Raw genomic sequence first — 12,470 nt, 5'->3', positions numbered from 1 at the left:
ACAAGCCCTAAAACATTCAATTAATTGACCGCTCTTGTTGTCTTACTGGTAGCTTTACGGCGTGGTGATTTCGCCACTTTAGCTTCAACTTTGACAAATTCAATGCCTTCAGGCGGATTTTCCAACGCAAGACCAAGAACTTCATCAATGGTTTCTACTGCATGAATCGCAAGATTTTGTTTTACGTTTTCTGGAATTTCTTCGAGATCTTTAATGTTCTCTTTTGGAATTAATACGGTTTTAATTCCGCCACGATGTGCGGCAAGAAGTTTTTCTTTTAATCCACCGATTGGTAATACTTTACCGCGTAAACTGATTTCACCTGTCATAGCTACATCCGCACGTACAGGATTACCTGTTAAACAAGAAACTAATGCAGTACACATTGCAATACCTGCACTCGGGCCATCTTTTGGTGTTGCACCATCTGGCACGTGAATGTGAATGTCACGTTTTTCGTGGAACTCAGCATTAATACCCAATCTATCCGCACGAGAGCGTACAACAGTCATTGCCGCTTGGATAGATTCTTTCATCACATCGCCTAATGAGCCAGTGAATGTGAGTTTTCCTTTACCGACAACGGAGGCGGTTTCAATGGTGAGTAAGTCTCCACCTACTTCAGTCCATGCAAGACCGGTCACTTCACCAATGCGGTTTTGTGTATCTGCTTTGCCAAATTCAAAGCGTTTTACACCAAGATAATTGTGCAGATTATCTGAATTTACCGTGATAGATTTAAGTTTTGGATTTACCAATAAATTTTTTACTGCTTTACGGCAGATTTTTGAAATTTCACGTTCTAATCCACGCACACCCGCTTCACGCGTGTAATAGCGGATAATATCTAAAATTGCGCTTTCTTCGACGGTAAGTTCGCCTTTCTTCAAACCATTACGTTCAATTTGTTTCGCTAACAAATGACGCATCGCAATATTAAGTTTTTCATCTTCTGTATAACCAGAAAGACGAATAACTTCCATACGATCCAATAATGGGCCTGGAATATTCATGGAGTTTGATGTCGCCACAAACATCACATCAGACAGATCATAATCCACTTCTAAATAGTGATCGTTAAACGTGGTGTTTTGCTCAGGGTCTAATACTTCAAGCAATGCTGATGCTGGGTCACCTCGCATATCGGATGCCATTTTGTCGATTTCATCAAGCAAGAATAATGGATTTTTCACCCCCACTTTTGCCATTTTTTGAATCAATTTGCCTGGCAATGCACCAATATAGGTTTTACGGTGACCACGGATTTCTGCCTCATCGCGAACACCGCCTAATGCCATGCGTACATATTTACGACCAGTGGCATTGGCAATAGACTGACCAAGAGAGGTTTTACCTACGCCTGGAGGGCCAACTAAGCAAAGAATGGGTCCTTTCACTTTGTTTAAGCGAGCTTGTACTGCAAGATATTCAAGAATACGTTCTTTCACTCGTTCTAAACCATAGTGATCGGAATCTAATACTTGTTGTGCTTTCGAAATGTCTTTTTTCACTTTAGAACGTTGATGCCAAGGCACTTGGATCATCCACTCAATGTAGCTACGAACAACGGTTGCTTCAGAAGACATGGCTGACATCATTTTGAGTTTTTGTAACTCATTTTCCACTTTGTCGCGTACTTCTGCGGGCATGCCTGCTGCTTCTACTTTTTGACGAAGTTGTTCAACTTCATCAATTGTGTCTTCATTTTCGCCACTATCCATTTCTTTACGAATAGCTTTAATTTGCTCGCTTAGATAATAGTTACGCTGGCTTTTCTCCATTTGTTTTTTTACACGACCGCGAATGCGTTTTTCAACTTGAAGAATGTCTGCTTCTGATTCCATCATACCAAGCAGATATTCTAGTCGGTCTTGTACGTTAGCAAGTTCCAAGATACTTTGTTTATGGCGAACACTTACTGGTAAATGAGCAGCCATTGTGTCAGATAAGCGATCTGCATCACCAAGACGATGAAGTGCATTTAATACATCTGCAGGGATTTTTTTATTTAAGGTGAGATAATTTTCGAATTCAGAAAGTACCGCTTTTTTCGCAACATCTAACTCTTTCTCATCACCATAAGTGGTTTCGATAGGGGTAATTTTTGCGGAAAAGCATTTTTCGCCATCTTCAAGGCTGTTAATTTTCGCGCGATTTTGACCTTCAACTAGCACTTTCACTGTGCCATCAGGTAATTTTAGTAACTGAATAATGTTAGCAATGGTACCCACATCAAATAAATCTTCAGGGGTAGGTTCTTCCAAATCTGCTTCTCTTTGAGATACCAAAAGAAGTTGTTTATCATCGTTCATCGCTTCTTCAAGGGCATTAATTGATTTTGCACGCCCTACAAAAAGTGGCATCACCATATAAGGGAAAACGACGACGTCGCGTAATGGCAATACGGGCATCGTACGTTGGGTATTCTTCGCCATAATTTATCTCTCTTAATTCTTTCCGATAATTTGGGTAAATATTGGGGTAGGGAAAAAGGAATTCAAGGAAAAGATTATAACAAAATCTGAGTTATAAAGTTGGTTTTAAACAAAAAAGAATTTTGGCAAATGCAGTGATAATCGCTAAAATGGCTGACAATTTTATTAAATTTCACAAAATATTGAGTTATGTCCACGAAAAATAATTTTATTTTCCCCACTTACGTTCAAATGTATCCTTATTCCAAGGATCGCCCTTTTCTCAAACAAGTGCGGGAAAAATTACGTTATTATGGCTATAAATGGTTGTATCAAAAGCAATGTAGCCAATTAGTGGATTATCTTAATACAGAAATTCAATGGCAGCCTTTATTTACACAAGATTATTATCGTGTAAACACCGTGTTGACAACTTTTTGCGATAAACGCTTTTCTGCGTCAGAACGTTTAACGGTGATTACGGAGAATTTACGTTTGGCAGAAGAAAAAATGGGACGTTCGCTTTGCCAACAATTATTGGATCAGCAAAATATCGTGTTAACACAATTAACAGATGATTTGCGTTTATCTTTGAGTATCAATCATATCGATCCCTTTGAAGGGTATTTTTCTATTAATATTCGTAATCAACATGATGAGCGAGTATATGATGCATCTTTCACTTTTTTAAGCCCGAATAAATTGCTTATCGCCTCGATTCAAGGCCCCTCAAGTGACAATGCTCAAGAGCTTATAAAACAAGCGACAAAAGCATTGCACGGTATGCGTCCAATGTTTCTGTTAGTCAATGCGTTCAAAATGCTTGCTGAAAAATGGCAATGTGAGTTAGTGGGCATTCCACACAAAGCGCAAGGAAAATATCGTCTTTCTGCGCGCAGTAAGATTTTGTTTAATTACGATGAATTTTGGCAAGAAAACCAAGGAGAATATCGCCATAATTATTGGCAATTACCTTTGCATATTGAACGCAAACAGTTAGAAGATATCGCAAGTAAAAAACGTTCTATGTATCGTAAACGTTATGAAATGTTAGACCAAATGGCATTGGATATTCAGCAACTTTAACGAAGAAAGTGCGGTAAAAATGAGAGAAATTTTTACCGCACTTCTCAATTAATTTTCTTGTTTTTTCACTTCATCCCACAACAAATCTAACTCAATAAGTGGCACATCATTAACTTGCTTACCTTGTTGTTGAACCGCTTGTTCTACTGCTCGAAAACGACGTTCAAATTTTAAATTCGCTTTCCGTAATGCATCTTCAGGATCACATTTTAAGTGGCGAGCAAGATTGACGGTTGAGAACAATAAATCACCCATTTCCTCTTCCACTTTATTTTGTTCAATCGAAGTGCGGTTAGTTTCAGCTTGAACTTCTTCTAATTCTTCCCGCACTTTGTCAAATACGGGTGAAATTTCTTCCCAATCAAATCCTACTTTTGAACAACGTTTTTGTAATTTTACTGCTCGCGTAAGAGAAGGTAAAGCACGGGGCACATTATCTAAAATAGAGGTTTCTTCACTTTTACCTTGTTTTTCTTTGGCTTTCATTTCGTTCCAACGGGAAAGGGCTTCTGTTTCGTCCCCCGCTTTTGCATCACCAAAAACGTGGGGATGACGGCGCACAATTTTTTCAGCAACATCTTGCAATACATCATCAAAAGTAAAGTATTTATCTTCCGTAGCAAGCTGGCTGAAGAAAACGACTTGTAACAATAAATCTCCTAATTCTTCGCGTAAATTTGGTATATCTTTTTTCTCAATCGCTTCAATTACTTCGTAAGTTTCTTCCGTTAAGCAGGGAATCATGGATTCATAATTTTGTTTTAAATCCCAAGGGCATCCGCCATTTGGATTACGAAGTTGGGCAATGAGTTGGATGAAATCTTGAATGGAGTAGCGCATAATTTTATTTCCTTTGATGGAATGTTTTGGATAGTATAACGAAGGATAAAAATGGTGCAAATACCATCGCTTTTTAGGCGTATTTTCTTTATACTTTGCGCATTAAAACATTATTGATAAAGCTGGGAAAAATGGAAAAAATTATTATCGACCATGATCGTTTTCTTCGCACGATTTCGCGTATTTCTCACGAAATTATTGAAAAGCATCAATCTTTGGATGATCTTGTTATTGTTGGGATTAAACGCCGTGGTGCGGAAATTGCCGAATTATTACAACGTCGAGTTGAAGAGTTAAGTGGTATAAATTTACCTTCAATGGAACTGGATATCACCTTTTATCGCGATGATTTAACTTTAGTTGATCAGGAAGATAAAATGCCAGTTTATAGTGGTTCATCACAATATTTGAATATTCAAGATAAAACCGTCATTTTGGTTGATGATGTGCTGTTTACTGGTCGAACCATTCGAGCGGCAATGGATGCACTTACTGATTTTGGTCGTGCTGCAAAAATTGAATTAGTGATTTTTGTTGATCGTGGCCATCGTGAATTACCCATTCGCGCTGATTACGTAGGTAAAAATGTGCCAACAAGCCGTGATGAACTTGTACAAGTTCGTACTGAAAAACAAGATGGCTGTTACGAAGTTGCTATCTTAGGGAAATAAATTTTGCCTATTGTGAACCTTCAGTAGAATTGTTACTCTAACCAACGTTATTGACTCTTTTTGGATGAGATGAAAATGAAAAAATTTGTTTTAAGATCTTTTTTATTGGTTGCTTTGGGATGTGTCGCTTTTTCTTCTATGGCACAAGCTGAGGAACGTGTCGTAGCGACAGTGGATGGTATTCCTGTATTAGAAAGTCAAGTACGTGCCAATATGGGCAAAAAAGGCAATCGCCAAAGCGCACTTGATAAAATTATTGATGATATTTTAGTGCAGAAAGCAATTCAAGAATCAGGTGTAAAAATTGATCCGCGTGAAATTGATCATATTGTGGAAGACACTGCAGCTAGAAATGGCTTAACTTATGGTCAATTTTTAGATGCACTGGATTATCAAGGCATCTCATTAAATACATTCCGTCAGCAAATTGCCAATCAAATGGTGATGGGGGCTGTACGTAACAAAGCTATTCAAGAAAGTATTGATGTGACGCGTGAAGAAGTGGTTGCACTTGGTCAAAAAATGTTGGATGAGGCAAAATCACAAGGCACCGCACAAAAAGTTACAGGTAAAGAATACGAAGTGCGTCACATTTTGTTAAAACTTAATCCATTGTTAAATGATGCTCAAGCAAAAAAACAATTAGCTAAAATTCGTTCTGATATTATTGCAGGTAAAACAACTTTCGCTGATGCCGCATTAAAGTACTCTAAAGATTATTTATCAGGTGCAAATGGTGGGAGTTTAGGTTATGCGTTCCCAGAAACTTATGCACCACAGTTTGCGCAAACCGTTGTGAAAAGTAAACAAGGTGTGATTTCTGAACCATTTAAAACCGAGTTCGGTTGGCATATTTTGGAAGTAACTGGCACACGTGATGGCGATCTTACTACAGAAGCCTACACACAAAAAGCATATGAACGTTTAGTGAACACTCAATTACAAGATGCGACAAAGGATTGGGTAAAGGCATTGCGTAAAAGAGCGAATATTCAGTATTTTAATAAATAACAAAGTATCAAAAAGAAAGGGGCTTTAATTGCCCCTTTTGTTGTTTTTTATTTTCTCTTTCTTATAGCTTATGAAGAAATTTTTAATTGCGATTTTACTTTTAATTTTGATTTTAGCGGGCGTGGCAAGTTTTGCTTATTACAAAATTACTGAATTTGTCAAAACACCAGTAAATGTGCAGGCAGATCAGCTTTTAACTATTGAACGTGGCACAACAGGTTCAAAATTAGCCGCACTTTTTGAGCAAGAAAAGTTAATTGATGATGGGAAATTATTACCTTATTTACTGAAGTTGAAACCTGAGCTAAATAAAATAAAAGCAGGAACTTATTCTCTTGAGGGTGTGAAAACGTTGCAAGATTTATTGGATATCATTAATTCCGGCAAGGAAGCGCAATTTAGTGTGAAGTTTATTGAAGGTAAAACGTTCAAGGAATGGCGTAAAAACCTTGAAAACGCACCGCACTTAAAACAAACCTTGCAAGGTAAAAGTGATAAAGAAATTATGGCGTTATTGGATATTCCAGCCATTGCAAAAGCCGTTTACGAATGGAATAACATGGATGGGTGGTTGTATCCAGATACCTATAATTACACGCCAAACTCAACAGATCTTGAATTATTAAAACGTTCAACGACTCGTCTACAAAAAGCCTTAGATAAAGCGTGGAATGAACGTGATGAAAACCTCCCATTAGCGGATCCGTATCAGATGCTGATTTTGGCTTCTATTGTGGAGAAAGAAACGGGGATTGCGGCGGAGCGCCCACAAGTGGCTTCCGTATTTATTAATCGCTTAAGAGCCAATATGAAACTACAAACTGACCCAACCGTGATTTATGGAATGGGTGAGAGTTATACCGGTAATATTCGTAAGAAAGATTTGGAAACGATAACCCCTTACAATACCTATATGATTGAGGGGCTACCACCAACACCAATTGCGATGGTGAGTGAGAGTGCTTTACAAGCTGTTGCGCATCCAGCAAAAACAGACTTTTATTATTTTGTTGCCGATGGAAATGGCGGCCATAAATTTACCCGAAATTTGAATGAACATAATAAAGCGGTACAAGAATATTTACGTTGGTATCGCAGTCAGAAAAATGCCAAATAAAAGTGCGGAAGAAAATATGAAAGGAAAGTTTATTGTCATTGAAGGTTTGGAAGGTGCGGGGAAAAGTTCCGCTCATCAGTCTGTTGTGCGAGTCTTGCATGAACTCGGTATTAAAGATGTGGTGTTTACTCGCGAACCGGGCGGAACACCATTGGCAGAGAAATTACGTCATCTCATCAAACATGAAACCGAAGAACCTGTGACAGCGAAAGCAGAGTTATTAATGCTTTATGCAGCGCGTATTCAGTTGGTGGAAAATGTGATTAAACCTGCCTTAATGCAAGGGAAATGGGTAGTGGGCGATCGTCACGATATGTCATCTCAGGCATATCAAGGGGGGGGACGTCAATTAGCCCCGCATTTTATGCTCACCTTGAAAGAAACCGTATTAGGTGATTTTGAGCCAGATCTCATAATTTATTTGGATATAGATCCGATTGTCGGTTTAGCGCGAGCTCGTGGACGTGGCGAGTTAGACCGTATTGAGCAAATGGATTTAGATTTTTTCCATCGCACTCGAGCACGCTATTTAGAATTAGTAAAAGATAATCCAAAAGCAGTGATGATTAATGCTGAGCAGAGAATTGAACTTGTGCAAGCTGATATCGAAAGCGCGGTAAAAAATTGGTGGAAATCAAACGAAAAATGACCGCACTTTTAAAATAAAAAATCGGCAGAAATTTTCCTGCCGATTTTTTTTGTTACTACTAAACTTAAAACGTCCACTTTAAATTCAACGCATCTTGTTTAGCGTGATGATGCTTGCTTGTTTGGCGATTGAATGTTGCTTGTAAGGTTAAGCCCGTAGGGTAGGCGTAAGCCCACGAAAAAAAGAATATTATTAATAATACGCGTGGGCTTACGCCCACCCTACATTGGCTACATTAGCTGGAATTGAAAGAGCGGTTAAAAATTGGTGGAAATCAAACGAAAAATGACCACACTTTTAAAATAAAAAATCGGCAGAAATTTTCCTGCCGATTTTATTTTTTACTATTTAACTTAAAACATCCACTGTAAATTCAGCGCACCTTGTTTAGCGTGATGATGCTTGCTTGTTTGATGATTGAATGTAGCGTGTAAGGTTAAGCCCGTAGGGTGGGCGTAAGCCCACGAAAAAAAGAATATTATTAATAATACGCGTGGGCTTACGCCCACCCTACATTGGCTGGAATTGAAAATTCGGTAAAAAATTGGTGGAAATTACACGAAAAATAACCGCTCTTTTAAAATAAAAAAATCGGCAGTGAATTTCCCTGCCGATTTTATTTTGTTACTACTAAACTTAAAACGTCCACTGTAAATTCAACGCACCTTGTTTAGCTTGATGATGCTTGCTTGTTTGGCGATTGAATGTTGCTTGTAAAGTTAAGTGAGATTTAATTTTTACCGCAACGCCTAATTGACTTTCAAGCGTATTTTTATTGTCTATCACTCGACGTTCACCGTCTATTTCCACGCCGAAAGGTTTTTGTTGGTAAATTGAATTGACAGCAACAAATGGTTGGAAAATGACACCATTAGTGAAAGTAAATTGCGCTTTAGCTTGTGCGCCAACTCGAGTTTGTAATTGGCGAGAGCCAAGTAAATTCATTTTACTATTGCCACTATCGGTTAAGCCGCCATTTACACCCAAATAAGTCAGTTGTGCCTGTGGTTGTAGGTAAAAACGAATTTGAGTCCCTTTCCCTGTTAAGTGTTCTGCTAATAAAGCATTGTAACCTGCTTCAATTGAGGCAGTGATACCTTTTGAAGTAAAGCGTTCTACCCCCTCTTCACTATTGATGTTATGGCGGAAACGTTGATATTGCATCCAGCTATCAACATACGCACCTGTCTGTTTGTCCTGAAGTTGATGCCAAGTGGCATAAATGCCCGCACCAAGGCCTTTCATATTTCCTGTTGTAAGATTGTCTGTATCTGGATTACGAAAAGTACTACGTTGTTCTGCTTGTCCACCCATTAAACCAAAGGAAAGTTGGTAGTCTTGATTCTGTAAGGAGAAAACATCGCCACCAAGTTGTATGCCTTTACGATTTCCTTCTACTGGTGCGGTCTTGCCTTGAACATCTTGACTTAAGTGACCGCTAATTAAACGCACCCACAAGCCTTTGCGTGGTAAAGTGCGGTCAAAAATATCGCTATTTTTGTCGTTCAAACGTAGGTTGAATAAAGTATTGGCGGCTTGAGCCTGTTGTGCATAAATCGCAATATCATCGCGTTCTTGTACTTTGGTAAAAAAGCCATCTTGGCGTTGTTGTAAAGAGAGCGTATAAATTCCCTTTTGATGTTTGCCAGAAAGACGGAATGCGTGTTTATCTGCTGTGCCGTTTACTTTGATAATTTGATGTCCATCTAGGCTTTTTAAATCGTCTATTGGCTTTTCAAAAACAATGTTAGACGTTCCTGTCACATTTTTATCAAAAGTTAAAACAGGTTTAGTTGCTTCTTTGGGATCAAATTTAATAAAAAAGTGAGAGCCGTCTCCCTGGTAATTCTCATGCACGGTTAATCTTGTGTTTGTGCTATTAAAGCGAATATTGGCATTTTGTGTCTCTAAGTTATATACATCGGAATCAAAACGCGGTTCCCAAAGAGAATCTTGTAAAACCATTTTTAATAACTGAAGGGTGGCACCGCGTACTTCACTTTGGTTTTTCACAGTGAGAGTCAATCCTCTTGTTTCACCTGGAAACTTAAATCGATAGTTGTCAATAGCAAGTACATTAAAATCATATACCCTGTTATTGATTAACGCATTTAATGGTCGGCTTGTTTTTCCTGCTTCATCGTTATCATATAGATAAGATTGATACAAAACGGGTAAATTATACCGCTTTTCACTTTCACTATAAAAAGGAATATCTTCTCGGAAGGGGTGAAGAAAATGTTTCGCATATGGTGCATTAAAATCATACCACTCCCCTTCTTGTTCTGCTCCATATTTATTCTCCACTAAATCTGTAAAGTACCCTTTTCTTTCGTAAGTATTACTGCTGAATAGTTCACAACCATCTTTAGGATTATCAGGTAAAGAGGAGAAATAACAGGCCTCAGAATTTTTTATATAATCAATAATTTGTTTAGGAATAGGACGCCAAGCTACAGAACCTCGATCGAGCATATCTTTTAATGAATAGAATACGGAAGCACCACTTCCCTCTCCAAGATACTGAATTCCCCGCTCATTCCAATATTTTCCAAGAAATTCAGGATATGCAAAGCTAAAACGAGGGATAAATAAACTAAATGTAATCAAGAAAAAAATTAAACCTTTGCTTGCTTTGAGTTCCATAATAAGCTTTCTTTTGTCAAGTAAAAATAAATAGGGCGCGGATTTTAGCATAAAACTGAACAAAAAATGCCATTTGGTTCAAATTTTCTCTATTTATTTCTTATTTATTAAAAGTAAACGTTTGCTTTTTGCTATTTTGTCAAGCCAGTTTGAAAATGTGTATAATTGCTCTCGTTATTCTCAAAAATTTTTGGAAAAATGACCGCTCTTTACCCTTGGCTAATGCCAATTTATCATCAAATTGCTCAAACCTTTGACGAAGGTTTGGGGCATCATGCTGTGCTGATTAAAGCTGATTCTGGTTTAGGTGTAGAAAGTTTATTTAATGCACTTGCACAGAAAATAATGTGTGTGGCTCAAGGCGATAAACCTTGTGGTCAATGCCATTCTTGTCATTTAATGCAAGCCCATAGCCATCCAGATTATCACGAACTAAGCCCGATTGACGGTAAAGATATTGGCGTCGATCAAGTACGCGACATTAATGAAATGGTTGCGCAGCACGCACAACAAAACGGCAATAAAGTGGTGTATGTGCAAGGAGCGGAACGTTTAACGGAAGCGGCTGCCAATGCGTTATTGAAAACATTGGAAGAGCCTCGTCCAAATACTTATTTTTTGCTTCAAACGGATAGTTCAGCAAGTTTATTAGCAACTATTTACAGTCGATGCCAAGTGTGGAATTTGTCCGTGCCTAATGAACAAATGGCTGTTGATTGGTTGAAATTAGAAAGTGCGGCTGAAAATCAGGAAATTTTGACCGCACTTGCGATGAATCTTGGGCGTCCGCTTTTTGCCTTAGAAACGTTACAACAAGGGCTGATTGAACAGCGTAAAAACTTCTTACGTCAATTTTGGGTGTTCTATCGCCGACGTTCGCCATTGGAATTGCTTCCGTTGTTTGACAAAGAACGCTATGTTCAGCAAGTGGATTGGATTTTGGCTTTTCTTTCCGATTGTTTAAAACATAGACTTGAAATTGACAGTCATCGACAAGTTGCCGATCTTGGCCGTGGCATCGAACAATTCAGCGATGAGCAAACCGCTCTTGGTTTATTACAAGCAATCAAAATTATGCAAAAAGTGCGGTCAGATTTGCTTACAATTAATGGTGTGAATGTTGAATTGATGCTATTAGATGGTTTGACGCGATTAGTCACAGAAGTATTTGAAACGCAATAAATTAAAGATATATCGCCTATGGCGTTCAAGCCTTAGGCATAAGGAAAAATAATTATGTTCATTGTTGATTCCCACTGTCATTTAGATGCGTTGGATTATGAAAATTTACATAAAAATATCGCAGATGTGGTGGAAAAAGCGCGCGCGCGCGATGTGAAACATTTGCTCGCGATTGGTGTAACCTTAAGCCGTTTTGAACAGGCTTATGAATCTTTACGCGAATTTAATAATGTCTCGCTTGCTTGCGGTGTTCACCCACTGGATTTTGAAGAGGAACCTTATGACGCAGAACGCTTATTGCGTTTGGCGCAAGATCCGAAAGTGATTGCGATTGGCGAAATTGGATTAGATTATTATTACAGCGCGGACAATAAATCGGATCAACAAGCGGTGTTTGGTAGCCAAATCGATATTGCAAACCAGTTAGATAAGCCTGTAATTATTCATACACGTTCTGCAGGTGATGATACTATTTCAATGTTACGCCAACACCATGCTGAAAAGTGCGGTGGCGTTATTCATTGTTTTACGGAAACTATGGAATTTGCGAAAAAAGCGTTGGATTTAGGCTTTTACATTTCTTGTTCTGGCATTGTCACCTTTAAAAATGCCGAAGCGATTCGTGAGGTTATTCGTTATGTACCAATGGATCGCTTATTGGTGGAAACGGACTCGCCTTATCTTGCACCAGTGCCTTATCGAGGAAAAGAAAACCAACCGGCTTATACGAGAGAAGTATGTGAATATGTGGCAACCTTAAAGGGCGTTTCTGCCGAGGCATTTGCTCGAATCACTACGCAAAATTTCGAGCGTTTATTTAAAATTCGTGTAGAATAAATGCACAGTTCTGACAA

Annotated in this window: 10 protein-coding genes; 7 read left to right on the top strand and 3 right to left on the bottom strand. The window is 38.5% G+C overall.

Annotation, left to right across the window (positions count from 1 at the left end; translation table 11 throughout):
* Positions 1–20 precede the first annotated feature (20 nt).
* Positions 21–2,435, bottom strand: coding sequence for an endopeptidase La (gene lon / locus DV428_RS00825; RefSeq protein WP_114908343.1), 2,415 nt, complete (start codon positions 2,433–2,435; stop codon positions 21–23).
* A 189-nt stretch (positions 2,436–2,624) separates the two neighbouring features.
* Between lon and DV428_RS00820 the strand changes: the two genes are divergently transcribed.
* On the top strand, positions 2,625–3,500 hold the full coding sequence (locus tag DV428_RS00820) for a VirK/YbjX family protein (protein WP_114908342.1): 876 nt from the start codon (positions 2,625–2,627) through the stop codon (positions 3,498–3,500).
* Positions 3,501–3,548: 48 nt separating this feature from the next.
* Here the strand turns inward: DV428_RS00820 and mazG are convergent, their stop codons facing one another.
* Positions 3,549–4,340, bottom strand: a complete 792-nt coding sequence (mazG, locus tag DV428_RS00815) for a nucleoside triphosphate pyrophosphohydrolase (RefSeq protein ID WP_114908341.1) — start codon at positions 4,338–4,340, stop codon at positions 3,549–3,551.
* 131 nt (positions 4,341–4,471) lie between these two features.
* Between mazG and pyrR the strand changes: the two genes are divergently transcribed.
* From pyrR to tmk, 4 genes are all read left to right on the top strand, one after another.
* Positions 4,472–5,011: a bifunctional pyr operon transcriptional regulator/uracil phosphoribosyltransferase PyrR gene (gene pyrR, locus DV428_RS00810; RefSeq protein WP_046950471.1), complete on the top strand. Its 540-nt coding sequence runs from the start codon at positions 4,472–4,474 to the stop codon at positions 5,009–5,011.
* Positions 5,012–5,086: 75 nt separating this feature from the next.
* The gene (locus tag DV428_RS00805) at positions 5,087–6,022 is read left to right on the top strand and encodes a peptidylprolyl isomerase (protein WP_162790757.1); all 936 of its coding nucleotides are present in this window, start codon (positions 5,087–5,089) and stop codon (positions 6,020–6,022) included.
* Between the two features lie 70 nt (positions 6,023–6,092).
* Positions 6,093–7,139 carry an endolytic transglycosylase MltG gene (gene mltG / locus DV428_RS00800; protein ID WP_114908339.1) on the top strand — a complete coding sequence of 349 codons (1,047 nt, stop codon included), beginning with the start codon at positions 6,093–6,095 and terminating at the stop codon, positions 7,137–7,139.
* A gap of 16 nt (positions 7,140–7,155) precedes the next feature.
* Positions 7,156–7,788, top strand: a complete 633-nt coding sequence (gene tmk / locus DV428_RS00795) for a dTMP kinase (RefSeq protein WP_162790756.1) — start codon at positions 7,156–7,158, stop codon at positions 7,786–7,788.
* Between the two features lie 636 nt (positions 7,789–8,424).
* Here tmk and las read toward each other — a convergent pair.
* The gene (gene las / locus DV428_RS00790) at positions 8,425–10,434 is read right to left on the bottom strand and encodes a phase-variable autotransporter Las (RefSeq protein WP_114908337.1); all 2,010 of its coding nucleotides are present in this window, start codon (positions 10,432–10,434) and stop codon (positions 8,425–8,427) included.
* Positions 10,435–10,632: 198 nt separating this feature from the next.
* On the opposite strand from las, the gene DV428_RS00785 reads away from it, so the two are divergent.
* Positions 10,633–11,616, top strand: coding sequence for a DNA polymerase III subunit delta' (locus DV428_RS00785; protein ID WP_114908336.1), 984 nt, complete (start codon positions 10,633–10,635; stop codon positions 11,614–11,616).
* 54 nt (positions 11,617–11,670) lie between these two features.
* Positions 11,671–12,453: a YchF/TatD family DNA exonuclease gene (locus DV428_RS00780; RefSeq protein ID WP_114908335.1), complete on the top strand. Its 783-nt coding sequence runs from the start codon at positions 11,671–11,673 to the stop codon at positions 12,451–12,453.
* Positions 12,454–12,470: the final 17 nt, after the last annotated feature.

This window comes from Haemophilus haemolyticus (assembly GCF_003352385.1).
Lineage (GTDB): Bacteria > Pseudomonadota > Gammaproteobacteria > Enterobacterales > Pasteurellaceae > Haemophilus > Haemophilus haemolyticus_I.
Note: the sequence above shows the minus strand (reverse complement) of the source record. Positions and strands in the feature narration are given on the sequence as shown.